20 protein-coding genes, 1 tRNA gene and 1 pseudogene are annotated in these 23,402 nt (G+C 71.1%); 12 read left to right on the top strand and 10 right to left on the bottom strand.

The window, feature by feature from the left end; genetic code table 11:
* Positions 1 to 21: 21 nt before the first annotated feature.
* The 5 genes from ACFYPG_RS12880 to ACFYPG_RS12860 all read right to left on the bottom strand — a co-directional run bounded on the left by ACFYPG_RS12880 (position 22) and on the right by ACFYPG_RS12860 (position 5,735).
* Positions 22 to 3,648, bottom strand: coding sequence for an adenylate/guanylate cyclase domain-containing protein (locus tag ACFYPG_RS12880; protein ID WP_355005998.1), 3,627 nt, complete (start codon positions 3,646 to 3,648; stop codon positions 22 to 24).
* Complete coding sequence (locus ACFYPG_RS12875) at positions 3,645 to 4,481, bottom strand: MBL fold metallo-hydrolase (RefSeq protein WP_355005999.1); 837 nt, start codon at positions 4,479 to 4,481, stop codon at positions 3,645 to 3,647. Before ACFYPG_RS12875 ends, ACFYPG_RS12880 begins: the two co-directional genes overlap by 4 nt.
* A 113-nt stretch (positions 4,482 to 4,594) precedes the next feature.
* A complete protein-coding gene (locus ACFYPG_RS12870; RefSeq protein WP_387351950.1) occupies positions 4,595 to 5,056 on the bottom strand; it encodes a RidA family protein in 462 nt (153 codons plus the stop codon).
* A complete protein-coding gene (locus ACFYPG_RS12865) occupies positions 5,053 to 5,208 on the bottom strand; it encodes a DUF4177 domain-containing protein (protein WP_007466198.1) in 156 nt (51 codons plus the stop codon). Before ACFYPG_RS12865 ends, ACFYPG_RS12870 begins: the two co-directional genes overlap by 4 nt.
* Before the next feature lie 44 nt (positions 5,209 to 5,252).
* Complete coding sequence (locus ACFYPG_RS12860) at positions 5,253 to 5,735, bottom strand: hypothetical protein (protein ID WP_355006001.1); 483 nt, start codon at positions 5,733 to 5,735, stop codon at positions 5,253 to 5,255.
* A gap of 656 nt (positions 5,736 to 6,391) precedes the next feature.
* Between ACFYPG_RS12860 and ACFYPG_RS12855 the strand changes: the two are divergent.
* The 3 genes and pseudogenes from ACFYPG_RS12855 to ACFYPG_RS12845 form a co-directional block, all read left to right on the top strand.
* Positions 6,392 to 6,961: pseudogene (locus tag ACFYPG_RS12855) on the top strand (hypothetical protein); the annotation flags it as partial.
* 26 nt (positions 6,962 to 6,987) lie between these two features.
* Positions 6,988 to 7,965 (top strand): ArsA-related P-loop ATPase, encoded by a 978-nt coding sequence (locus ACFYPG_RS12850; RefSeq protein ID WP_355006002.1) that lies wholly within the window; start codon positions 6,988 to 6,990, stop codon positions 7,963 to 7,965.
* A 53-nt stretch (positions 7,966 to 8,018) separates the two neighbouring features.
* Positions 8,019 to 9,170: an ArsA family ATPase gene (locus tag ACFYPG_RS12845; protein WP_387351948.1), complete on the top strand. Its 1,152-nt coding sequence runs from the start codon at positions 8,019 to 8,021 to the stop codon at positions 9,168 to 9,170.
* 6 nt (positions 9,171 to 9,176) lie between these two features.
* Here ACFYPG_RS12845 and ACFYPG_RS12840 read toward each other — a convergent pair whose 3' ends face one another.
* Complete coding sequence (locus tag ACFYPG_RS12840; protein WP_210780772.1) at positions 9,177 to 9,497, bottom strand: WhiB family transcriptional regulator; 321 nt, start codon at positions 9,495 to 9,497, stop codon at positions 9,177 to 9,179.
* Positions 9,498 to 9,904: 407 nt separating this feature from the next.
* Between ACFYPG_RS12840 and ACFYPG_RS12835 the strand changes: the two genes are divergently transcribed.
* Positions 9,905 to 12,322, top strand: a complete 2,418-nt coding sequence (locus ACFYPG_RS12835) for a transglycosylase domain-containing protein (RefSeq protein WP_387351946.1) — start codon at positions 9,905 to 9,907, stop codon at positions 12,320 to 12,322.
* A gap of 113 nt (positions 12,323 to 12,435) precedes the next feature.
* On the opposite strand, the gene ACFYPG_RS12830 is transcribed toward ACFYPG_RS12835, so the two are convergent.
* Entirely contained in the window at positions 12,436 to 12,891 is a 456-nt protein-coding gene (locus tag ACFYPG_RS12830; protein ID WP_355006005.1) for a GatB/YqeY domain-containing protein, read from the bottom strand.
* A gap of 25 nt (positions 12,892 to 12,916) precedes the next feature.
* On the opposite strand from ACFYPG_RS12830, the gene ACFYPG_RS12825 reads away from it, so the two are divergent.
* The 6 genes from ACFYPG_RS12825 (at position 12,917) to ACFYPG_RS12800 (ending at position 17,483) form a co-directional block, all read left to right on the top strand.
* Positions 12,917 to 13,810, top strand: a complete 894-nt coding sequence (locus tag ACFYPG_RS12825; RefSeq protein ID WP_355006006.1) for a metallophosphoesterase — start codon at positions 12,917 to 12,919, stop codon at positions 13,808 to 13,810.
* Between the two features lie 197 nt (positions 13,811 to 14,007).
* Positions 14,008 to 14,084 (top strand) — tRNA-Pro (locus ACFYPG_RS12820).
* 167 nt (positions 14,085 to 14,251) lie between these two features.
* A complete protein-coding gene (locus ACFYPG_RS12815; protein WP_355006007.1) occupies positions 14,252 to 14,464 on the top strand; it encodes a hypothetical protein in 213 nt (70 codons plus the stop codon).
* Positions 14,465 to 14,544: 80 nt separating this feature from the next.
* Positions 14,545 to 15,063: a SigE family RNA polymerase sigma factor gene (locus ACFYPG_RS12810; RefSeq protein WP_387351944.1), complete on the top strand. Its 519-nt coding sequence runs from the start codon at positions 14,545 to 14,547 to the stop codon at positions 15,061 to 15,063.
* Positions 15,060 to 16,508: a hypothetical protein gene (locus ACFYPG_RS12805; RefSeq protein ID WP_387351942.1), complete on the top strand. Its 1,449-nt coding sequence runs from the start codon at positions 15,060 to 15,062 to the stop codon at positions 16,506 to 16,508. Before ACFYPG_RS12810 ends, ACFYPG_RS12805 begins: the two co-directional genes overlap by 4 nt.
* A gap of 150 nt (positions 16,509 to 16,658) precedes the next feature.
* Positions 16,659 to 17,483, top strand: coding sequence for a class I SAM-dependent methyltransferase (locus ACFYPG_RS12800; RefSeq protein WP_387351941.1), 825 nt, complete (start codon positions 16,659 to 16,661; stop codon positions 17,481 to 17,483).
* A gap of 152 nt (positions 17,484 to 17,635) precedes the next feature.
* On the opposite strand, the gene ACFYPG_RS12795 is transcribed toward ACFYPG_RS12800, so the two are convergent.
* Complete coding sequence (locus ACFYPG_RS12795) at positions 17,636 to 18,109, bottom strand: hypothetical protein (protein WP_387351939.1); 474 nt, start codon at positions 18,107 to 18,109, stop codon at positions 17,636 to 17,638.
* Positions 18,110 to 18,259: 150 nt separating this feature from the next.
* On the opposite strand from ACFYPG_RS12795, the gene ACFYPG_RS12790 reads away from it, so the two are divergent.
* Positions 18,260 to 19,543, top strand: coding sequence for an MFS transporter (locus ACFYPG_RS12790; protein WP_355006012.1), 1,284 nt, complete (start codon positions 18,260 to 18,262; stop codon positions 19,541 to 19,543).
* Positions 19,544 to 19,935: 392 nt separating this feature from the next.
* On the opposite strand, the gene ACFYPG_RS12785 is transcribed toward ACFYPG_RS12790, so the two are convergent.
* Positions 19,936 to 21,642, bottom strand: coding sequence for a bifunctional metallophosphatase/5'-nucleotidase (locus tag ACFYPG_RS12785; RefSeq protein ID WP_387351938.1), 1,707 nt, complete (start codon positions 21,640 to 21,642; stop codon positions 19,936 to 19,938).
* A gap of 280 nt (positions 21,643 to 21,922) precedes the next feature.
* On the opposite strand from ACFYPG_RS12785, the gene ACFYPG_RS12780 reads away from it, so the two are divergent.
* On the top strand, positions 21,923 to 22,720 hold the full coding sequence (locus ACFYPG_RS12780) for an alpha/beta fold hydrolase (RefSeq protein WP_387351936.1): 798 nt from the start codon (positions 21,923 to 21,925) through the stop codon (positions 22,718 to 22,720).
* A 30-nt stretch (positions 22,721 to 22,750) separates the two neighbouring features.
* Here the strand turns inward: ACFYPG_RS12780 and ACFYPG_RS12775 are convergent, their stop codons facing one another.
* Entirely contained in the window at positions 22,751 to 23,401 is a 651-nt protein-coding gene (locus ACFYPG_RS12775; protein ID WP_387351934.1) for a histone deacetylase, read from the bottom strand.
* Between the last annotated feature and the right edge of the window lies 1 nt (position 23,402).

Raw genomic sequence — 23,402 nt, 5'->3', positions numbered from 1 at the left:
AACCTCTTGATCAACAGTAGGTCAGACCAGGGCGGACAGGCGGGTATGCAGGGCGTCGGCTGCGGCTCGTTCGCTGCGCTGCTCGGTGGCGTACGCCAGGCGGACCGCCTCCTGCGCGCAGGACAGCGCCTCCGCCGGACGACCGCAGGCAGCCAACGCCTCGGCCAGCACACTCGCCGCGATCACCTGGCTGCGCACGTCCTCGGCCGGCGCGGTGACCGCTCGACGAGCCCAGTCCAACGCCTGCTCCCGCTGACCGTGAGCGAGTAGCGCCGCAGCGTACTGAGCCATCGTCTGACGGCGGGAGAACAGCAGCGAGGGTGCGTTCGCGGCGGCCGTGGCCACCGGGGCGAGCAGCCCGACCGCTGTCGCCGAGTCGCCGGCGGCGAGACGGGCCGTCGCCAGCAACACCCGGGGCGCCACCTGCGCCGGGGCCTGCGGGTTGTGCGGCTCGACAGCCATCAGCACCGCGCGGGCAACCCGCTCGGCCGTCTCGCAGTCGCCCATGTCCAACGCGACGAAGCCGCGCAGCGTGCCGGCCATTCCGGTGAGCAGCGGATGCGAGGTGCGCTCCGCGTACGCCAGGGCGTCGGTGAGCAGGTCCGCCGCGTGCTCCGGCTCGCCCAGGCCGCGCGCCACCACCGCCCGGACCACCAGGGCGAACCCGCGCCCCCAGTCGTCGGACGCTGCGGCGAACTCCCGGTACGCCCGCCGCGCCTCCCGGTCCGCCTCGGCCAGGTCCCCCAGCTCGGCAGTGGCGAACGCCGCCACCGCCCGCAACGTGCCCACGGCCCACGCCTCACCGACCCGCTCGCCGAACGGCAGGAACACCTGCGCCATCCGACACGCCTCGCGCAGCCGGCCGGCGAGCAGCCGGGCGAACGCCGTGGTGCCGCGCAGCCAGGCCCGCCCGTACGGGTCCTTCAGCTCGGCGAAGAGTCGGGCGGCGCGGCCGAGCACCGCGTCGGTCCCGGCGAAGTCACCCCGGGTGGTGGTCACCCAGGCCAGGTTCTGCAGGGACCACGCCTGCCCGCGTCGGTCCTGGGCACCGAGGCTGACCTGGTACGCGGCCGCCAACCGACTGCTCGCCTGACTCAGCCGCCCCGCCACGAAGTCGGCCATGCCGAGCCGGCGCATCGCCGTGGCGCGCTGCGTGGGCAGTCGGCCTTCGGTGGCCACCTGCAACGCCTCCTGCCAGGCGGTCACCGCCCGGCCCTGATCGCCGAGGGTCTCCTGGGCCTGCCCCGCCAGCAGGAGAGCACTGACCCGGGTGACCTCGTCCCCCGCGTTCGCGGCGATCTTCTCGGCGTACGCCAACGCGTCGGAGACCCGGCCGACCTGGAGCAACGCCCGCGCGTGCACCACCCGGTCGGCTGCCGGCACCCCGTCGCGGGCCAGTTCGGTGGCGCGCTCGGCGTACTCGACGGCCATGGCCGGCTCACCGGCGGCGATCGACCGGCGGGCGGCGCGTCCGAGCGCGGCCACGCCGAGCGGGACAACCGCACGGGCCGGCGCGTCCGGGCGCAGCTTCACCGCGTCAGCGAGCGTGGCGGCCCGCTCGACGTGCATCGCCACGAAGTCGTCCCGGGCCTCGTCGGTGAACCCGCCCACAGTGCTGACGGTGGCCTCGTCCGCCGGCGCCGCCCACCGGGCCAGCGCGGCGTGCCGCTCGGCCAACTCGGCCTTGCTCACCCCGGCGTACGCGGCCTCCCGCATGAGCGGCGTCGCGAACGAGTAGCCGGTACGAGAACGGTGCAGCATGCGGCGTTGCAGCAACTCCTCGACCGCTCGGTCGAGCTCGACGGCGACCACGGCCGACGGCCTGCCGTCGCGGCCACCGCGCAGCTCCCGCATCGCCTCCAGCGCGCCGGTCGGCACCGTGTCGCCGGTGACCGCCGCGTCGCGAAGCACCGACCGGGCGTCCGGCGGCAACGCGTCGATCCGGGCCGCGAGCACGGCGGCGAGGTCCCGGGAGAGCAGCCGGCTGCCCAGCGACCCCGGCACCAACCGCCAGCCGTTCGCCCCACTCTGGTCCCGATCGCCGGAGCCTGGCCGATCAGCGGCGGCACGGACAGATTCCGTGGTCAGCGCGCCCCGTTCGATAAGCAGGGTGACCAGCTCAGCCAGGTAGAACGGATTGCCCTGCGCGGTGGCGAGCAACCGGTCGGTGTCGGCCTGCGGCAGCTTGCCGCCGCTGAGGTAACTCGTCAGCAGCCGGGCCGCGTCGGCACCGCGCAGCGGCGGCAGCGAGTGCACCTCGGCGTCCGCGACCCGGGTCAGCGCCCCAGCGGTACGCACCAACTCGGGGCGGCCGAGCAGCAGCACCAGCACCGGGCCGGTGAGCTTGGACAGGGTCAACCCGAGGACCTTGATCGTCTCGGCGGTGGCATCGTGCAGGTCGTCCACCACGATCACCAGCGGCGCCTCCGAGGCGAGCCCACTGAGCAGGTCGGCGACCGCGTTCGGCACCACCTCGGCGTCTGCGGCCGGAGTGCCCGAGCCGCCCCACTCGCCGCTGTCGCCGCCGGTGTGCGCCGGGAGTTCGGCGTAGCCGAGCAGGGCCAGCAGCTGCTCCGTGGCGATCGGCGGTGTCTCCGCACCGGAGCGGGCGAGCCGCTGCCCGAGCCGGCGCAGCCGCTCCTCGACCGCCGGGCGGGTCAACGCGGTGGACGCGTCGCTGGGCAGACCGACGGCGGCCCGCACCAGATCGGCCAGGGGCGCGAGCCGTCGCCGCTCCCCGAACGCCGCACAGCGCACCGAGAGCACCCGGGCCCCGGTGTGCGCCGCGTACCGACCGGCACCGACGTCGTAGCCGGCGGCGAGGCGTTCCACCTCGGCGGCGAACCGGGACTTGCCGATGCCCGCCTCGGCGGTCATCAACAGCACCCGCGGGTCGCCCTGGTCGATCACCTCGGCGAGCCGGCCGGCGACCCGGCCGACCTCCGTCTCCCGGCCGACGTACGGCGCCTCGTCGCCGAGCCCCGAGCGGGTGCCCGGCGCGTCCAGCAGACCCAGCAGCTCGTACGCCTCGACCGGCTCACGCTTGCCCTTGAGCCGCAGCGGGCGCAGCGCCCGCCAGGAGGAGACGTGCCGGGTGGCCGCAGCGGTGCGTCCGCCGGCGTAGACGGCCCCGACGGCGGCGGCGTCGGCGAGCCGGGCCGCTGTGTTCACGGTGTCGCCGATGACCGTGTATTCGATCGCGGCCTGGATGCCCGCGATGACGTCGCCGGTGTTCAACCCGACCCGCAGCCCGAGCGGCGCGCCGCCGCCCCGCTCGTCGTCGAGCACCCGGCGGACGGCCCGTTGCATGGACAGGGCGGCCCGGACGGCGCGTTCGGCGTCGTCCTCGTGCGCCACCGGGGCACCGAAGACCGCCATGATGCCGTCACCGGTCAGCTTGTCGACGTGCCCGCCGAACGTCTTCACGGCACCGGCGAGCGCGGCGAGCACCCGGTCGGTGACGGCGCCGACGCGTTCCGGGTCGAGATCCTCCGACCAGGAGGTGAACTCGGAGAGGTCGCCGAAGAGCACTGTCACCACCCGGCGCTCGGCCGCCGGCAACGTGGCGGCGGCCGGCAGCGCGGCGCCACAGTTGTGGCAGAACCGCGCGCCGGGAACGGCAACGGTTCCACACACGGGGCAGGTCACATGTGCTCCAACCCACTGACCCCGGGCGCGGATTCCCCGGCGTCGACGCCCAGATACTCCAACTGGGCCCGGACCGACCATTCGGCCGCCCACCAGAGTGAGCGGTCCACGTCCGCGTAGACCGTCGCCACCACGTCAGCGGGGGTGTGGGCGCCGGCGGCGACCGCCGCCCGGACCTGGTCGAGCCGGGCCCGGCGGTGCGCGAGGTAGAAGTCGGCGGCGGCGGCGCAGTCGGCCAGCGCCGGGCCGTGTCCCGGCAGCGCCGGGATTCCCCGGTACGCGGACAGCAGCCCCAGGCTGCTCAGATAGTCACCGAGGTGACCGTCGGGATGGGCGACCACGGTGGTGCCCCGGCCGAGGATGGTGTCACCGGTGAGCACCACCCGCTCGTCGCCGTGCTCGACCAGGAAGCAGACCGAGTCGGCGGTGTGCCCTGGCGTCTGCAACAGCCTGATGTGCAGACCGAAGCCGCCGAAGTGCTCGCCCGGCTCGGTCAGCGACTCACCACCGATGGTGTGCGCCGGGTCGGCGGCGAGCACGTGCACGCCGCCGAGCAGCTCACTCAGCCGGGCCGCGCCCTCGGTGTGGTCGGGGTGGCCGTGGGTGATCAGGATCAGCCCGACAGGGCCGTGCTCGGCGATCCGGGTCAGGTGCCCCTCGTCCGCCGGCCCCGGGTCGACAACGATGCCGGACTCGGCCGCCGGGGCGCGCAGCACCCAGGTGTTGGTGCCGTCGAGGGTCATCGGCCCCGGGTTCGGCGCACGCAGCAGTGAAACCCAGCGGGGCAACTCGTCGGCAAGCGCCGCCACCGCCCCCGTCACGTGCCCGCTCATGGCTGCGATCGTACGACCCCGCTCGCCACACCCCGCGATCTTGCACTTGCTGCTGCTGATTTATGCCTCTTCACGGCTTTCGTCACGACAGCAAGTGCAAGATCGCGGTTAGCTCAGCCGACCTCGACGATCAGCTCGATCTCCACCGGGGCGTCCAGGGGCAACTCGGCCACGCCCACCGCGCTGCGCGCGTGCCGGCCGGCCTCCCCGAAGACGGTGCCGAACAGATCCGAGGCACCGTTGATCACGGCGGGCTGACCGGTGAAGCCGGGCGCGGAGGCCACGAACCCGGTCACCTTGACCACCTTGACCACGTTCTCCAGGCCGACCAGCGAGTCGACAGCGGCCAGCGCGTTGAGCCCGCACCGCTGGGCCAGATCCTTCGCCTGCTCGGCGGAGATCCCGGCACCGACCTTGCCGGTCGCCAGCAACTTGCCCTCGGCCATCGGCAACTGGCCGGAAACGTACACGTGCTGCCCGGACTGCACGGCCGGGACGTAACTGGCTACCGGCGGCACGACCTCGGGCAGTTCGAGACCCAGCTCGGCGAGCTTCGCGTGCGGACCGTTGCTCACGCCTTGGGCCGCTTCAGGTAGGCGACCAGCTGGTCCGGGTTCGGGCCGGGGACCACGGCGACGAGCTCCCACCCGTCCTCGCCCCAGTTGTCGAGGATCTGCTTGGTCGCGTGGACCAGCAGCGGGACCGTGGAGTATTCCCACTTCTGCATCGCTGAAGGGCTCCCTCTCGGTGCGGAATTGTTCGAGGGACAGCCTACGGTCCGCTGGCCGGACGAGGTACGGGACGCTGCTCCGGCGCGGCCGGCAGCTCCCCGCAGCACCCTTCGTGCTCGTACCCCTGGGGGCAGCGGGACCGGTCGGGCAGCAGCAGGTCGCAGAAGACCCGGTGCCGGTTGTTCTGATCGTCGGCGTTGGAGACGGTGGTCTCGCCGGCGTCCAACTCGGGCAGGAAGCCAAGGGACACCGCGACCCGGCCGGCCAGCACTGTCGCCGCCGCCAGATTCGGCACCCGGATCGGCAGGTGGATGACGAAGCCCGGCTCGTCGTCCTCGCGGGTCCGCTCGGCGGGCTGGCTCGGCACCCGGGCCGTCTCCGCCTGCTCCGGCATCCGGCGGTACGACCGTTCGTTGATCGGCTGGTTGGTGACCTGCCCGCCGGCCTCGACCACGGACCCGAGCCGGCGGGGCCGCTCGTTCGTCGGGAACTGGGTGCGAGGGATGTTGTCCGCGTCGCGCATGCACTGCCTCCGGTCGTACCTCTCGGACCATGCTTCCGGCCCGGACCCATTCGTCCGTTCCGGCCCCCGCACGGGGACGAAGGTAGGTCTGTGGCCGCGGTCCCGCCAACAGGACGCGCACAAGAGGTCATCAACAGTCACATATGCGACACACCGCAGGTCGGAGGCCCGACACCGAAACCGGCGCGGGTACCGCTCACCGGATCGCCGGCCCGCTCGACAGGCAGGGGCGACACCGATCCCGTCATCGACCGCTACCCTTCCGGTCGGACGGTCGCGCAGCGCCCGGCCGCCCGCTCGATCACGCTCGGCGCCAGGGGTGGCGGCGGGCGCCGCACCCCTGGGGGAACGACATGACCCACCCGCCCAGCGGCGACCAGGCCGGCACACCCGCTCACCCGCCGGCCCACCCGGATCCCGCCGGTCAGCCCGGCGCACCGACCATCCCCAGCCAGCCGAGCCCCGCGCCGCCGCCCGGGCAGCTCGCTCTCCCCGCCTCCCCCGCCCAGCCGGCACTCCCCGCCGCCCCCACCTCACCAGCCTTCCCCGGGCAGCCCAGCGGCCCCAGCCAGCCGGCCTTCCCCGGGCAGCCGGCCTTCCCCGGGCAACCCAGCGGCACCGGGCAGCCGGCCTTCCCCGGGCAACTCGGCGGCGCCGGGCAGCCGGACGGGCCTGGCGGCCCCACCTCGGCGGCCGCACCGACGCAGCCGGGTGCTCCGAACTCCTCGTCGATCCCCCCGGCCCCGCCGGCCTATCCGCCCTACCAGGGCACGCCCGCGCCGAAGAAGAAGCGCGGTCTGCTGATCGCGGCGATCGCCCTGGTCGTGATCATGGTGCTCTGCGTCGGGGGTGGCGTGGTGGCCTTCCTGACCCTGCGCGATACCGAGACCGGCGAGGGCGCCAAGGAGCCGGCGGTCGCCGTCGACGAGTTCCTCACCGCGGTCTACAAGGATCGCGACGCGACCAAGGCGGCCGGTCACGTCTGCGCCGCTTCCCGCGACGACGACAAGATCGCCGCCAAGGTGGCCGAGGTGGAGAAGTACGCCTCCACCTACCAGAACCCGCGCTTCCGGTGGACCACCCCGAAGGTGGACAACCAGACCGGGGAACGGGCCACCGTCTCCACCCGGCTCACCATGACCACCGCCGACGAGAAGGTGGCCGACCAGGAGTTGCGCTTCACTGTGGTGCAGAAGACGGGTTGGTGGGTCTGCGAGGTCGCCTGACCGCCCGGCCTGGATAGGCTCGACGGGTGTGTGCAGCTGAGCGTCCGATCGACCCGGCCGGTACCGGGTGGCCCGCCCGTCTCCACGTGGTGACCGGCAAGGGCGGCACCGGTAAGACCAGCGTGGCGGCGGCGCTGGCCATGGCGCTCGCCGCTGGCGGCCGGCGCACCCTGCTGGTCGAGGTCGAGGGGCGGCAGGGCATCGCCCAACTGTTCGGCATCGAGCCGCTGCCCTACGAGGAACGGCACCTCGCCGACGCGCCGGACGGCGGTGAGGTGCGCGCGCTCGCCGTGGACGCCGAGGAGGCGTTGCTCGAGTACCTGGACATGTTCTACAAACTAGGCGCGGCGGGCCGGGCACTGCGCAAGCTCGGCGCCATCGACTTCGCCACCACCATCGCGCCCGGCCTGCGGGACGTCCTCCTCACCGGCAAGGTGAAGGAGGCCACCACCCGCAAGACCGGGCAGCGGCGCGCGTACGACGCGGTGGTGCTGGACGCCCCGCCGACCGGGCGGATCGGCCGGTTCCTCAACGTGACGGCGGAGACGGCCCGGCTGGCCAAGGTGGGCCCGATCAAGACCCAGAGCGAGGGGGTCGCCGCGTTGCTGCGGTCCCCGATGACAGCGGTGCACGTGGTCACGCTGCTGGAGGAGATGCCGATCCAGGAGACGGTCGACGCGATCGCCGACCTGACCGCCCTCGGCTTCGGCGTCGGGAAGGTGCTCGTCAACGGAGTCCGACCGCCGCTGCCCGCCGGAGCGGCGGTCACCGCCGCCGAGTTGAAGCGCGGGCTGGTCGCCGCCGGGCTGCCGGCCGATCGGGACACCGTGGCCGGGTTGCACGATGAGGCGCGCGACCAGCTCATCCGGCGCGAACTGGAAGATTCGCTCCGCGCCGACCTGGTGGAGCTGGGGCTGCCGATGATCGAGCTGCCGTTGCTGCCCGACGGGGTGGATCGGGCGGGGCTCTCGACGCTGGCCCAGGCCCTCGTCCGCGCCGAATGACTCACACCTGAGCGCAGCACGGGCGCGCGGACCCACCGGCCCGATACGCTCGATTGGTGCCTTCCGAAGACGCGGCGCCGCAGCTGGACGTCGACCAGATCCTCGCCGACCCAGGCGTGCGGATCATCGTGTGCTGCGGTGCCGGCGGAGTGGGAAAGACGACCACGGCCGCGGCGCTGGCGCTGCGGGCCGCCGAGCACCACGGCCGACGCACTGTGGTGCTCACCATCGACCCGGCCCGCCGGCTGGCCCAGTCGCTGGGCCTGACCGAGCTGGACAACACCCCTCGCCAGGTCAAGGGGATCGACGTCGAGAGCAGCGGCGGCGAGTTGCACGCCATGATGCTGGACATGAAGCGCACCTTCGACGACGTGGTGTTGCAGCACACCGACCCGACGAAGGCCGCGGAGATCTTCGCGAACCCGTTCTACCAGGCGATGAGCTCGACCTTCGCCGGCACGCAGGAATACATGGCGATGGAGAAGCTGGGTCAGTTGCACGCCCGGGGCGAGTGGGACCTGATCGTGGTGGACACTCCGCCGTCCCGCTCGGCACTGGACTTCCTGGATGCGCCGGCTCGGCTCTCCCGTTTCCTCGACGGCCGGATGCTGCGACTGCTGCTGGCCCCGGCACGCAGCGGCGGACGGAGCATGTTCAGCCTGGTCACGGCCTCGTTCGGGATGTTCTCGAAGGTGGTGCAGAAGGTGCTCGGCGCGCAGCTGCTCACCGACCTGTCCGGCTTCGTGGCGGCACTTGATTCGATGTTCGGTGGTTTCCGGCAGCGCGCCGAGCAGACGTACCGCATCCTCCAGGCTGGGGAGACGGCCTTTCTGCTGGTCGCGACGCCGGAGCCGGACGCGGTCCGGGAGGCCGCCTACTTCGCGGGCCGGCTGCGCGACGAGCGGATGCCGCTGGCCGGCCTGGTGCTCAACCGGGTGCACCGCCCGGCGGTCCCGGCGCTGGACGCCGAGCAGAGCCAGGTCGCCGCCGAGCGGCTGACCCAGCTGGGTGGGCATGAGGCCACCGCCGAGGTGTTGCGGGCGCACGCGGCGTTGGCTCGTCAGGCGGTACGCGAGCAGCAGGTCGCCGCGCGCTTCACGGAGGCCTTCCCGGCCGTGCCGGCGGTTTCGGTCACGGCGCAGCCCGCCGACGTGCACGACGTCGACGGGCTACGGACGATCGGCGCGGCGATCAGCCGGTCGTGACCGGCGTCAGTTGGCCGCGCTGACGAGAATCTTGTCCTTGCCGGTCTTGTCCTTGCTGTTCTTCTTCATCGCGGCCTCGAACATCTTGCGCCAGCTCGTCACCTGGGGGTGACGACGCAGCAGCGCCCGCCGTTCGCGTTCGGTCATGCCGCCCCACACACCGAACTCGATCCGGTTGTCCAGGGCGTCGGCCAGGCACTCGTACCGAACAGGGCAGCTCCGGCAGATCCGCTTCGCCACGTTCTGTTCGGCGCCCTGTACGAACAACGCGTCCGGGTCCCCGTTCTGACATGCCGCCAGTGACGGCCAGTCAGTGATCATGCCCATGTGTACACGTCCCCCCTTGCAGTACCTACCGACCTCGTCGATGCACGTCAGCCGGCAATTCCCCCCGATCGCCCGGCCTGCCTTCCCCAAGGCGGCGCGGACGACATCTGGCGCTGTCGCCGCCCCCATCATGCTCTGTAGTCGACTGATTACGCAACGTTGTCGACGAAATCCATCATTTCGGACAGTCCCGGCTTCCCGGGCCTTCGACCGCCGGTTACCCCGCCGAGGTCAGCGATAACGCTGCGCCGCCCCACTGAATCGGAGGAGACTCACGCCAGGTCACACGCAACCAAGTAGCGGGGGTCGTGCGTTTAGCACAACGAGGGCAGCGCGCGCAGGAAATGGGGAAAGAACGCCCCAGCGCCCCTCGTTCCCTACTCGCGTACCCTGCTGAGGTGACCTGGATGCGGAAACGTGACCACAATGTGCTGACCAACGCCGCATCGCTACTGGTGTGTGGCCTGCTGGCCGGCGTGGTGGTCGCTGCGGCGGCCTTCCCCGCGGTAGCGATGTCCGGCCTGGCCGCGAAGGCCGGCGCCGAGACATTCGGTGCCCTACCCACGGAGCTGACGGTGGCCCGCGCGCCACAGATCAGCTACCTGATGGCATCGGACGGCAAGACACCGCTCGCGACGATGTACGACGAGAACCGACGGGACGTCAAGCTCGCCGACATCTCGCCGTTCATGCAGAAGGCCATCATCGCGGCCGAGGACCATGACTTCTACAAGCACAACGGCGTCGACATCAACGGTGTCGCCCGTGCGTTCGTCAACAACCAGAGCGAAGGCTCCGGCCGACAGGGCGCCTCGACGCTGACCATGCAGTACGTCCGGCTGGCCATCGCGTACTCGGCCACCCACCCGGCGGACGTCGTCGCGGCGACCGAGGACACCAGCGCCCGCAAGCTGCGCGAGATGCGGTTGGCCCTCCAGGTCGACAAGGAATTCTCCAAGGACGAGATCCTCACCCGCTATCTCAACCTCGCCTCGTTCGGCAACGGCGCGTACGGCATCTACGCCGCCAGCCAGGTCTACTTCGGTAAGCCGCCGAGCAAGCTGAAGATCGAGGAAGCGGCGCTGCTGGCCGGCATGGTCAAGGCGCCCACGACGAACGACCCGACCACCGAGCTCGGCTACCCGCTCGCGCTGGATCGCCGCGACTACGTCATCCAGAACATGGTCGACATCAAGGCCATCACCCAGCAGGAGGCGGACGCCGCCAAGGCGACCAAGCTGGTGGTGAAGGACAAGCGCACCCCGAACGGCTGCGTCGCCGCCAACGTCAACAGCTGGGGCTTCTTCTGCGACTACTTCTACCGCTGGTGGATGGATCAGGAGACGTTCGGTTCGACCAGGTACGACCGGGAGCGCCGGCTCAAGAGCGGTGGCTACACCGTCGTGACCTCGATCGACGTCAAGGCGCAGAGCGCCGCGGACAAGGCGGTCCGTAAGGCCAAGAGCATCAACAGCAAGGAAGCCGCGATGGTCGCGGTCGTCGAGCCGGGCACCGGCCGGGTGCGGGCGCTCGCGGTCAACCGGCAGTTCAAGCTCGACGACCCGAAGAACCCGAAGAACAAGATCTCCAGCGATCCGGCGAAGAGCAAGAAGAAGATTCGGGGCAACTACCCGGCGACTGTCAACCCGCTGCTCACCGGTGGCGACGGCATCACCGGCTACCAGGCCGGGTCGACGTTCAAGATGTTCACCATCGTCGCGGCGCTGGAGAAGGGCATCCCGCTCAGCTACTCGATCAACGCACCGAAGCAGTTCAAGTCGGAATACATCATCCGCCCCGGCCCGGCAGCCTGCCCGGGGACCAGTTTCTACTGCCCCACCAACTCGACCGAGAGCATGGCCGGCCCACAGAACATGTGGACCGCCTTCGGCCGGTCGGTGAACACCTACTTCGTGCCGCTGCAACAGCAGGTTGGCGCCGAGAACGTGGTCAAGGCCGCCAAGCGGCTGGGCATCAACTTCCGGTCCGAGGAAGATCTGACTCTGGAGAAGGGGGCGCACCAGTGGGGTGCGTTCACCCTGGGCGTCTCGCAGACCACCCCGCTGGACCTGGCCAACGCCTACGCCACCCTGGCCGCGGACGGCAAGTACTGCGAACCGATCCCGGTGCAGGAGATCCGCGACCCGGAGGGCAACAAGCTGGACATCGCCAACCCGCGCTGCGAGAAGCGGTTCAGCACCGAGGTGGCCCGCGCCGCCGTGGACGCGGCCCGCTGCCCGGTCGGTGACAAGTCGTCGTCCTCCCGGTGCGCGGGGGCGACCGCCGGAAACGTGCGCGGCGACGTCGGTTACCCGGTGGCCGGCAAGTCGGGCACCACCGACTCGGAGAAGACCGCCGCGCTGGTCGCGATGACCAAGCAGTACGCGGTCGCCGGCATCATGGCCGACCCGGACTGGCCGCAGACCAACGTGCAGATGAAGCACGCGGAGAAGGACGGCATCAACCCGCCGGTCTGGGAGACGCTGCGGGACGCCATGAAGGGCAAGCCGAAGATCGACTTTGAGGCGCCGGGTCAGAAGATCTCCCTGGGTGACCAGCGCAGCATCCCCGACGTGAAGTGCGTTTCGGTGGACACCGCGAAGTCCCGGCTCAAGGGCGCCGGCTTCGAACCGGTCGTCTCCAGCGCCAAGGTGCCGTCCTCCTGCAAGGCGGGCGAAGCGGCCGGCACCAGCCCGGACGGACGCACCATCAAGGGTGGCGTGGTCACCATCGAGGTCAGCAGCGGTGGCGGCACGCCGGGCAACACCGACGGAACTCCGGGCGGCCAGCCCGGGGGCCGACCAGGTGGTCGCCCCGGCGGCTGAACCGACGGGTAGGACACAACGGGCGGGCACCCTTGAAGGGTGCCCGCCCGTTCCATCTGTCCGGACCAGCGGGTAGCTACGACACGTCCTGCCGCGCCGCTGACCCTGCCGGGTCAGAGACCGAGCTGTCGGCGTACCTCGGCGGCCACCCGACCACCCTCGGCCTGGCCGGCCACCGCGGCCTGGGCCGCCTTCATCGCCGGGCCCATCTGGGACTTGCCGGTGAAGCCGCCCGCGGCGAGCGCCCCCGACACCAGCTCGGTCAGCTCGGCGTCCGAGAGCTGCTTGGGCAGGTAGCGGTCCAACACCTCGCCCTCGGCGCTCTCCTTCGCGGCCTGCTCGGCGCGCCCGGCGTCGGCGAAGGCGGTGGCCGCCTCCCGACGCTTCTTGGCTTCCTTGGTCAACACCGCGAGCACCTCGTCATCGGTGAGCTCGCGCTTGGCCTTGCCGGCGACCTCGGCGGTGCCGACGGCGGCCAGGGCCATCCGCAGCGTGGAGGTGGTCAGCTCGTCGCGCGCCTTGAGCGCGGTACGCATGTCGGCAGTGAGGCGGTCCTTCAGCGTGCTCATGGACGGTCAAACTACCCTGAACGCCATGCGAAAGCGCACACTATTCCGGCTCGCCGCCGGAACCGCCACGATCGGCGCGGCCACCCTCGCGTACGCGTCGCTCGTCGAGCGCAACATGTTCACCCTGCGGCGGTACGACGTGCCGGTGCTCCCGGCCGACGCGGAGCCGCTGCGCGTGCTGCACCTGTCGGACCTGCACATGATGCCCGACCAGGCGCGCAAGCAGCGCTGGGTGGCATCGCTGGCCGCCCTCGACCCCGACCTGGTGGTGGTCACCGGCGACAACATGGCGCACCCTGGCGCGGTGCCCGGGGTGCTGCGGGCCCTGCAACCACTGCTGGACTACCCGGGCGCGTTCGTGTTCGGCTCCAACGACTACACCGGGCCGGTGCTGAAGAACCCCTTCACCTACTTCCTGCCCGACCGGGAGTACACCGAGGGCGTCGAGCTGCCGTACGAGGAGTTGCGTCAGGTCTTCACCGGCGCCGGCTGGGCGGACCTCAACAACGCCCGGACCATGCTGAAGGCCGGCGGTCGACAGCTCGACCTGGTCGGCGTCGACGACCCGCACATCGACCGGGACGACTACCCCTCCGTTGCCGGCGCGGTGTCGTCCTCGGCGGACCTCTCCATCGCGGTGACGCACTCACCCGAGCCACGGGTGCTCGACCAGATGGCGGCGGACGGCTTCGGGCTGCTGCTGGCCGGGCACACCCACGGCGGTCAGGTCTGCGTACCGGGCTACGGGGCGCTCGTGACCAACTGCGGCCTGCCCCGCTCGATGGCGCGCGGCCTGCACCGGTGGCCGGGCTCGGACTCCTGGCTGCACGTCTCCGCCGGCCTCGGCACCCACCCGACTGCCCCGATCCGCTTCGCCTGCCCCCCGGAGGCCAGCATCCTGACCCTCATCCCCCGCTGACCGCCGCCGCGCTGCCGCCCCGCCTCTTCGCGGCTTCGAGATTCGCGCACCATCAGGGATGTTGCTGGCTCGGCGCGTCGTGAGGCAGCAACATCCCGGAAGTTGTGCGGATCTTGGCCTCTTTGGGCAGGGTCAGGGCGGCGGGGGTACCGAGTTTGACCATCGGGGCGGGTGGGCTACTATTTGTCGGCACGCCTCGGGGTGTGGCGCAGCTTGGTAGCGCGCTTCGTTCGGGACGAAGAGGTCGTCGGTTCGAATCCGGCCACCCCGACCAGAGGTAAAAGGCCAGGTGAGATCTTCTCTCACCTGGCCTTTTTGTCTGCCCCGGCAAGCCCTCTCGACCGATTCCCGCGCTACGGCCGCTTGGCTAGCGTCCGCGTATGACCCACCCTCAGACGCCTGCGCCGTGGATCCAGCCCGACGGCACGGCAGGGGCACCCCGTGGTCGAAGGGCTGCTGAGCTTCATCGGACTGCTGGGTCTCGCCGCGTGTGACGTGTTCGCGTTGCTGTTCACCATCACCGCTGCTTTCGAGCTGCGCGGGCGCAACTCACCTCGCGCGGCCCTGGCGGCCGGTCTGGTCGCGGTCACCGGGGTCGTCGCGACGATCGTGTTCCTGGTCTGGGTTTCAACGACCGGGAGTACCTACCCGTAGCGACCGGTAACCGAGCTCTCGCCTTCAACCTTTCGACCCTCGTCGGAGTCGTGAGAGGTAACCAATCAAGGCGGGGGCTCATGGCAGCTGACGACGAGCATTTTCGAGAGTTCGTCGAGACGCGCTACGTGGATCTCTTGCGCGTGGCGTACCACCTCACCGGCTCGGCCCAGGATGCCGAGGACCTGGTGCAGGCCGCGCTGGTGAAGGTGATGCGTCGGTGGCGGCGGGTCGACGATCCGATGGCCTACCTGCGGCGAGTCATGATCAACCAGCACATCAGCGTCTGGCGCCGCCATCGGATGCACGAGGTGGTTACGGCCTTCTTCCCTGAGCGGCCCACCCGGGACATGACTGAGACGGTTGCCGAACGGCGCGCTCTCTACGAGGCGATGCGGGAGCTGACACCTCGTACCCGTGCGGTGATCGTGCTTCGGTACGTGGTCGACCTGCCGGAGGCGGAGGTCGCGGCCGCTCTCGGCTGCTCCGTCGGGTCGGTCAAGAGTCGCGCATCACGAGGCTTGGCTCGCCTGCGTCTGACGCTGGCAGCGGATCCAGCACCGACCGGGACGACGAAGATGACGGGGGTGGCACCATGACTGTCGACGATGAGCTGAGCCAGGCCCTGGCCGAGTTGAGCAGGACGCTGACCCCGCAGCCGGACCCGTACGGCCGAGCGAGGGCGCGATTCCGACGGAGCCGGCAGCGACGCCTCGGCGGGCTGGTTCTGGCCCTCGTGGTCTCCCTGGGGAGCACGGCCTTCGCCATCGCCAGCCCGGGTCGCACCACGCAGCCACCACCGGCGGACCCGTCCGAGTCCATCGCGCCCGTCCTGGCGTGGTCGGACCGACTTCTCCAGTCGCCGCCGCGCGGTGCCGTCGCCGGGGACGACAGCTACGTCCGTCAGCTCTCCGAACAGTTGTTGGCCGCCCAAACCCGGGGCGAATTCTCCCGCTTGAAGGTGCCGGTGAGCGGGGTGAGGGTCCTCTTCGCCGACGACGTGGACGACCACCGGGTCGCGCTCGCCGCCTTCGTCCGCAACCAACCCGATCCGGGCACCGGCTGGCCGAGCGCCGCTGTGTGGCTGGTCGCCGACAAAGGTGCCAGCGCCCGGGAACTGGCCGGCACCGCCGCCATCCGGTCGGTCAGCGACGCCCTGGAACCCTACGAGAGCCTGGCCGTGGACGGTCCGGAGGCGGCACACGTGGCGATCGCCCCGGCCGGATGTGTCTTCCTCAGCTCACCGTTGCCCGACGGCGACACCTTCCGGTGGGCCCTGGAGCCGACCGGGTCCTACCTGGTTCGTACGGCGAAGACCCACCGACCCGAGTGGTGGCGGGTCGACTGCGGCGCGGTGACCCGTCAGATGATGCCCGGACCGGGGTCGTTGGCCTCCAAGCCGATCACCGACGCCCAGCTCGCAACGGCGATGTCCCGCGTACGCGGCAGTGTCGAGCAGCAACGCGCCCGGGAGTTGACGTACCAGTGGGCCCAGTCAGAGGGTTACCGACTGACCGCCCTTCCGAGCGTGGTGTGGGGCGGGCACGTTGCTGGCCTCCCTATCGGTCCAGCCGACACGTCGCCGGCCGCTGGAGAGCCGACGGTGCAGGACGGCAAGGTGACGGTCCTGGCTGCGCCCAATGTGGGCGGCGGCTGGGTCGGCGAGGTGTCGATCGCCCTCGATCGGCCACGGGCCGACGGCGTGCTCAGCACTGGCACCTCCTTCACCGCTACGGCCGACCCGACCGATCCCGACAGCGTGCTGGCCGTGTCCATCGACGATGACGACGGCGGTGGCGAGGGTCAGCAGTTCCTGCTCGTGGTGACGCCGGCAGCCGCCACCACGGTGCGCGTCCTGCGCGACGGGCAGGAGGTGGCGAGAAGCGCCGTCAGCGGCTCCGGGACGGCCATGCAGGTGCCCCGCCCCACCGCGGGCCTTGTCGTGGAGGCGCTCGACGCCTCCGGCGGGACGATTGCCAGCGGTCCGGTGTCCAAGCAGGGCGCCCAGCGGACAACTGAGACCGACACCTGGAACCAGGAGTGATCGCGTCCGAGTGGACCGCCGGCACGGTGACGCCTATCGGACACCTCGCCAACAGCCTTGAGCTGCTCGTATAGGTGTTTCTACCGATCCCCGCAGGGGCTGCCGCCCCTAACGTCAGTGGCACACCACACTGTCCGAGGGAGACCACCGATGACCATCGCACCCGATCTCATCGCCGTGAAGGCACGCCAGCAGGTGACGTGGGCCAGCGGTGACTACGGCGCGGTCGCCGCTCTCATCCACCCGATCTCCGAGCTTCTGGTGACCGCCGCCGACCTTTCCGCCGGCGCCCGCGTACTCGACGTGGCGACCGGGTCCGGCAACGCCGCCATCGCCGCAGCCCGCTGCGGCTGCGTCGTGACCGGCGTCGACTACGTACCCGAACTGCTGGAACGCGGCCAGGCCCGCGCCGCCGCGGAACGACTTCCGGTCACGTTCGTGACCGGCGACGCGGAGCGCCTGGCGTACGCCGACGGGTCCTTCGACGCGGTCCTCTCCGTCGTCGGGGTGATGTTCGCGCCGGACCAGGAGCGGGCGGCGGCGGAGTTGGCCCGGGTCTGCCGGCCCGGCGGCACGGTGGCGCTGGCGTCGTGGACACCGCAGGGCTTCATCGGCGACCTGTTCCGGACGGTGGGGCGGCATGTGCCGCCACCGGCGGGGCTGCGCCCGCCGGTCGAGTGGGGCGACGAGGGCCGGGTCCGCGAGCTGCTCGGCGCGGCAGTGAGTGAACTGCGGGCGGTACGCAAGGAGTTCGTCTTCCGCTTCGGCACACCGGAGGAGTTCGCCGACTTCTTCCGGGTCAACTACGGGCCGACGTTGAAGGCGTTCGAAGCACTGCCCGAGGAGCGACGCCCGGACCTGCACGCCGATCTGGTGGAACTGGTCCGCACCCACAACCGTGCCACCGACGCCACTGTCCGCATCCCGGCGGAGTACCTGGAGGTCGTCGCACGGCGGACCCCCGACCCGGCCTGATGCCCATCCGCGCCACCCCGTTCGAGGTGGCGCGGCCGGTCAGTCCTGCCGTTCGGTGCGCTCAGTCCTGCCGCCTCCGGTGCGCTCAGTCCTGCCGCCCGGCGCGCTCAGTCCTGCCGGCGCGGTGCGCTCAGTCCTGCCGTTCGGTGCGCTCAGTCCTGCCGTTCGGTGCGCTCGATCTCTGCGAACGCGGCTGCCAGGTAGTCGTCCAACGGCACGCTGGTCGCCGTCAACAGGTCGGCCACCAGCAGCGGGGCATGTCGGGCCAGCGCCGACGCGTCCGGCGGTGACTCGTCGCTGTCGGGGTCGTACACGCCCAACGCGCCGGCCAGCAGGACGAGCACCACGTGCGGGTCGACATCCGTTCGCCACCGCGTCGACTCCTGCACGCAGCGGGTCAACACCTGGCGGATGTCGTCGCCGGTCAACCCGTCCGGATGGCTCTCCTCCAGCAGCAACCGGACCACGGCGCCGAGCACCAGGCCGGAACGCTCGTCCGCGGCGAGACCGCCGACCGCCTCGTCGTACGCCTGGCCGTCGCGCGCCTGGGCGGCGGCGACTGCCGTCGTCGCGGTCAACGCGATGGCGCGGGCGGTAGCGGGCAGATGTCGCCAGGTGCCGGTCATCGCGCCAGCATCGCAGACCCGACGGACACCGACCGACCGCGATCACAGCGAGTGGATCAACGTGGGATTGGTCACCGAATGGTCCCGGTGACCGCGAGTCGTGGCCAAAACGGTTCGCGCGGCGTCAGACCCACCGAACAGAATGCCGGCATGCTGCGTCGTGCCCTGCCCCGCCGTTCGGAAGCTCGCCGGATCCTCCTCGGCACACTGCTGTCGGCGATCGGGCGGGGTCTGACCCTGCCGTTCCTGTTCATCTACCTGACCGACGTGCGCGGGCTCACCGACACCCGTGCCGGGCTCGTCATCGGCTGGTACGGCGTGGTCACCCTGGCCCTGTCGCCGCTGGGCGGGACGCTGATCGACCGGATCGGCGCCCGCCGGGTGGTGGTGCCCTGCCTGCTGATCGAAGCGATCGGCACCGGCTCGTTGGCGCTGGTCCACTCGACCGGCTCGGCCCTGCTGGTGATGACCGTGGTCGCCATCGGCAGCTCGGCGATCTGGTCCGGGCAGAACACCATCCTCGCGTCGCTGACCGACGACGATGAACGGCAACGCGTCTTCGGGTTGAACTTCGCCCTGCTCAACCTCGGCATCGGCATCGGGGGCATGACCTCCGGCGCGATCGTCGACACCGCCCGGCCCGGCACCTTCCAGGCGCTCTACCTGCTTGATGCGGTGACGTACCTGATGCCGGCGCTGATCCTGCTCACGCTGCCCGGGGTGGGCCACCGACTCGGCAAACGTCGAGGCGTCGACGAACCGTCGCCCGGCGGCTACCTGACGGTGCTCCGCGACCGCCCGTTCCGACGGCTGGTGATCTTCGGGCTGATCCTCACCACCTGCGGCTACGCGCAGGTGGAGGTGGGCTTCGCCGCGTACGCGGTGCGCGTGGCGGAGGTGAACCCCCGGGTCGTGGCCTGGGCACTCGCGGCCAACACGGTGATGATCGTGCTCGCGCAACTGGTGGTCATCCGCCGGATCGAGGGGCGCAGCCGCACCCGGGCGTTGGCAGTGGTGGGAGCGGTGTTCGCCGCCGCCTGGCTGGTCCTCGGCGTGGCCGGCCTGGTCAGTGCCGAGAACGCCGTACTGGCCGCCCTGTGCGTGGTGCTCTGCTCGGCGATCTTCGGCTTCGGCGAGACGATGCTGTCCCCGGTGATGCCCGCACTGACCAACGCGCTGGCCACCGACGAGCTGCGCGGCCGGTACAACGCCATGAGTTCGATGATCTTCGGAATCAGCGGTGTGATCGGCCCAGTGACCGCCGGCCCACTCATCGGCGCCGCCAACGGCATGGTCTGGGTGGCGACGGTGGTCGGCGGCTGCCTGGTCGCCTCGCTGGTCGCGCTCTCCCTGCGCCGGCTGCTCACCACGGAGCAGGACGGTCTCGCGACGACCACCCCGGCATCCCCCACCCCCACGCCCGCCTCCGCCTGACCCCAACGCACCCTCCGCCCCGCCCCCGACCTCACCAAGCACGCTGCCCCGCCCCGCCCCTTGCACCAAGATCCGCACAACTTCCCGGAAGTTGGTGCCTCGGGCGCCCGGGAGACAGCAACATCGGAGAAGTTGCGCGGATCTACCTGATTGAACCCGCCAATGATCTTGTCGCGGACCAAGATCGCGCTAAATCCTGGATGCAGTGGCATCCCGCGGCACCGATGCCACTACATCCATGTTCGAGCGCGATCTTGCCCTAAAAGGGGCGCGCGCGGGCAGCACGGGAGGGCAGACAGGCGCAGGCAAGCACAAGCGCGGCCCCGCGAGGGCTGGGACGGGTCGGGCCCCGGAGCTGGTGCTCCGGGGCCCGATGTCGCGAAAGTCGGCCGTCAGGCGGCGGGGACCTCGGCGGTGGTGCGGATCCGGTCCAGCGTCGGTGCGGAGACCGGCGACTGGGCGGTCAGGTAGTCGACGAAGGCGTCCAGGTCGATCTGGCCGGTGACCAGGTTCGTGCCGCCGGTGAGGGCGCTGAAGCCGTCGCCTCCGCCGGCCAGGAAGTTGTTCACCGTCACCCGGTAGGTGGCGGCGGTGTCGACGGTGGTGCCGCCGAGGGTGAGGCTGCCCCGGACCACGCGGGTGCCGGCGCACGGGTCGGCGACCGTACCGGTGGTGCCGTTCGGGTCGACCACGTAGCCCACTGTGGCCGACGGGTACAGGGTCCGACCGGTGACGAACTGCTGCTCCAGTACGCAGTAGAGCTGCTGACCGGTGAGGTCCAGTGTCACCAGGTTGTTGGCGAACGGCTGCACCGTGAACGCCTCCTCGTAGGTGACCGGGCCCGCGTCGAGGTCGGCTCGGACCCCGCCCGGGTTCATGAAGGCGGCGACGGCGTTCTGTTCGTCGTCGGTGGCGGCGAGCTGCGCGTCGGCGATCAGGTTGCCCAGTGGCGATTCGCCTAGACTCGTACCGAAGAGGGTTTCCTGGCTCCGGGTGATCGCCTGGTTGGTCACGCCGACCTGGCGTCCGGCGACCGGGCCGAGCACTGTCTTGTACCGGTTGATCAGCGCGGTCTGCTTCGGGTCCTTGGCGACGTCGCGGGTGACCACTACGTTGTTCGCGGCGGCGGAGATCACGTCCCCGCTCCGGCGATCGATCTTCAGGTCGATGTCGGTGACCAGGCGACCGAACGAGCTGGCGCTGGTGACCAGCTTGCCGTTGATGTCGCAGTTGTACGCCTGGTGGGTGTGCCCGCTGACCACCACGTCGATCGACGGGTCCATCCGGTTGGTGATGTCCACGATGGGGCCGGTCATGCCGACGCAGTCGTTGATCCCGCCGGTCGCGGCCTGAGTGCCGCCCTCGTGCAGCAGGACGACGATCGCCTGTACGCCCTTGCGGCGCAGCTCGCGCGCGTACCGGTTGGCGGTGTCCGCCTCATCGGCGAAGCTGAGGCCGGCGACGCCCTGCTGGCTGACGATCTGCGGGGTGCCTTCCAGGGTCATGCCGATGAAGCCGACCTTGACGCCCTGCACCTTGTGGATCGCGTACGGCGCCATCAGCGGCTTGCCGGTGGCGGTCTTGAAGGCGTTCGCGGACAGGTACTGGAAGCCGGCTCCCCGGTAGGGGGTGCCGTCGATGCAGCCGTCCACCGGGTGGCAGCCGCCGTTCTGGATCCGCAGGAGCTCGGCGGCTCCCTCGTCGAACTCGTGGTTGCCGACGCTGGCGTAGTCCAGCCCGGCCATGCTCAGCGCCTCGATGGTCGGCTCGTCGTGGAACGCGGCCGAGAGCAGCGGGGACGCACCGATCAGGTCGCCGGCGGCGACGGTGATGGTGTTCTTCTTCTTGGCTGCGGCGCGCAGCTCGGCAAGGTGGGTGGCCAGGAACTCGACGCCACCAGCGGTCTGCCCGGCGATGGTGCCGCTGGACCCGCTCGGCGGTTCGAGGTTGCCGTGGAAGTCGTTGAGGGCGAGCAGGGTGACGTCGACCGGCTTCGGCCGCGCGTCGGCTTGTTCAGGGCTGGTGGCGACCGCGCCGAAAGCGGCCACCGCGAGCGCGGTCAGGCCGACAGCGGCCCGACGCATCCCGGGTATGAACATGGATCTCCTCGTGAGAATCGGCGCGTACGGTGCCTGGCCTCTGGGTCGACCGGGGCCGCCGACGGACGCCGTCGAAAGGGTCGCGGATGACGGTGGTTGAGCATGGCCCCCGCCCCGACAGCCTCTCATCCGGACGCCCACCGGTCGACCCGGGCAGCGCATCGGAGCAGCGCGTACGCCGAGGCCGTTATCGATCATCGTTTAACGCGGTCTGCCGGACAACGTCAGACCCAGGGTCTAGAAAGGACAGGGCAGCCTACGAGGAATAGGGGACGGCATCGTGAGCGGAACGACACCCGTGGCGGAGCAGGTGCGATCGGTCGACGGCACGCCCATCGCGTTCGAGCGGTCCGGTGCCGGGCCGGCGGTCGTCCTCGTCGGGGGCGCGTTCAGCGATCGCGGCGCGACCCGCGACCTGGGTGCCGCGTTGGCACCGGATTTCACCGTCTTCAGTTATGACCGTCGCGGTCGGGGCTACAGCGGTGACACCGCACCGTACGAGGTCGGCCGCGAGATCGACGACCTGGCCGCCCTGATCGCGGCGGCGGGTGGTTCCGCCGCCGTCTACGGCATCTCCTCCGGGGCCGTCCTGGCCGCCCTCGCCACCGCACAGGGTCTACCGGTGACCAGGTTGGTCATGTTCGAGCCACCGTTCCGGGTCGGTCCGCACGTGGGCGTCGGCAAGGACATCACACCGCAGCTCATCGAGCTGATCGCCGCCGACGACCGGGACGGCGCGGTGGAGACCTTCCTCAGCTCCTCGGTGGGGCTGCCGGCCGAGCAGATCAGCGGGATGCGGTCGCAACCGATGTGGGGTGGGCTGACGGCGATCGCGCACACCCTGGTGTACGACGCGATCGTCACGGCCGGCGGGCGACTCCCCGCCGACCGGCTGGCGACCATCACCGCGCCGACCCTCGCAGTGGACAGCACCGGCAGTCCACAGTGGTTGCGGGATGCGAGTCGGGCGGCGGCCGAGGCCGTGCCGGGCGGCCGGTCCGTGAGCCTCGACGGCGGCTACCACGACGTGCCCCCGACGACGCTGGCCCCCGCGCTGCGCGAGTTCCTGCTCGGTTGACCAGCGGCTGCGGAGGCGCGAGCCGGCGGGTCAGCCGTCGGCCAGCGCCTTGTCGACCACTGCAGTGACGGCGTCCGCTGGCCAGGCGCCCGCCACGCCCGGCCGGGCCGCCAGGTAGGTGGCGATCCGCTCGGCGGGCCAGCCGTGCGACTCGCGCAGCCCTCGGGCGATCATGCCGAGGTAGATCGACGCCGGAGGTCGGCACGGCACGGCTGACGCCCCCTCGGGGGCGGTGAAGGTGAGCATCGGAACACCGTCGCGGCTGCCCGGGCAGATCAGCGTCTCGTACCGCCCCGGGCCGAGCGTGGCCCGTCCGTTGGCGACGGCGGCGGCGATGGCCGCGCCGGTCGCCGGGATCAGCTCGGTCGTGTCGCCCGGCGGGCGGTACATCTCCTGGGCCGCGATGTCGGTGAACTGCTCCAGGGTGACCAGGTAGGCGCGGGCCGCGGCCTCGCCCGGCAGGTGCGGGTCGTAGAAGGCCATACCGCCGGTCCAGGCACCGGACTCGCCGGCGAAGTAGATGCCGCCGGGCAGCGACACGGGCGTCGACCGGCTGGGTGGGCGCCGGTCGCGGCAGCCCGGGTACGTCCGCTTTCCGCCGGGCGGGCAGCCGCCACCGATGTACCAGGCCAGCCGGGCGGCGTGCATGTTCGAGCCGTACGAGACGTACCAGGCCAGCACG

Source organism: Micromonospora sp. NPDC005553, assembly GCF_042871765.1.
Taxonomy (GTDB): Bacteria; Actinomycetota; Actinomycetes; order Mycobacteriales; family Micromonosporaceae; genus Micromonospora.
Note: the sequence above shows the minus strand (reverse complement) of the source record. Positions and strands in the feature narration are given on the sequence as shown.

Coding starts and splice junctions, on each gene's coding strand:
- ACFYPG_RS12875 (WP_355005999.1), bottom strand. CDS start 4,481: ATGAGCGGGCACGTGACGGGGGCGGTGGCGGCGCTTGCCGACGAGTTG.
- ACFYPG_RS12865 (WP_007466198.1), bottom strand. CDS start 5,208: ATGCAGAAGTGGGAATACTCCACGGTCCCGCTGCTGGTCCACGCGACC.
- ACFYPG_RS12860 (WP_355006001.1), bottom strand. CDS start 5,735: ATGCGCGACGCGGACAACATCCCTCGCACCCAGTTCCCGACGAACGAG.
- ACFYPG_RS12840 (WP_210780772.1), bottom strand. CDS start 9,497: ATGGGCATGATCACTGACTGGCCGTCACTGGCGGCATGTCAGAACGGG.
- ACFYPG_RS12835 (WP_387351946.1), top strand. CDS start 9,905: ATGCGGAAACGTGACCACAATGTGCTGACCAACGCCGCATCGCTACTG.
- ACFYPG_RS12830 (WP_355006005.1), bottom strand. CDS start 12,891: ATGAGCACGCTGAAGGACCGCCTCACTGCCGACATGCGTACCGCGCTC.
- ACFYPG_RS12825 (WP_355006006.1), top strand. CDS start 12,917: ATGCGAAAGCGCACACTATTCCGGCTCGCCGCCGGAACCGCCACGATC.
- ACFYPG_RS12810 (WP_387351944.1), top strand. CDS start 14,545: ATGGCAGCTGACGACGAGCATTTTCGAGAGTTCGTCGAGACGCGCTAC.
- ACFYPG_RS12805 (WP_387351942.1), top strand. CDS start 15,060: ATGACTGTCGACGATGAGCTGAGCCAGGCCCTGGCCGAGTTGAGCAGG.
- ACFYPG_RS12800 (WP_387351941.1), top strand. CDS start 16,659: ATGACCATCGCACCCGATCTCATCGCCGTGAAGGCACGCCAGCAGGTG.
- ACFYPG_RS12795 (WP_387351939.1), bottom strand. CDS start 18,109: ATGACCGGCACCTGGCGACATCTGCCCGCTACCGCCCGCGCCATCGCG.
- ACFYPG_RS12790 (WP_355006012.1), top strand. CDS start 18,260: ATGCTGCGTCGTGCCCTGCCCCGCCGTTCGGAAGCTCGCCGGATCCTC.
- ACFYPG_RS12785 (WP_387351938.1), bottom strand. CDS start 21,642: ATGTTCATACCCGGGATGCGTCGGGCCGCTGTCGGCCTGACCGCGCTC.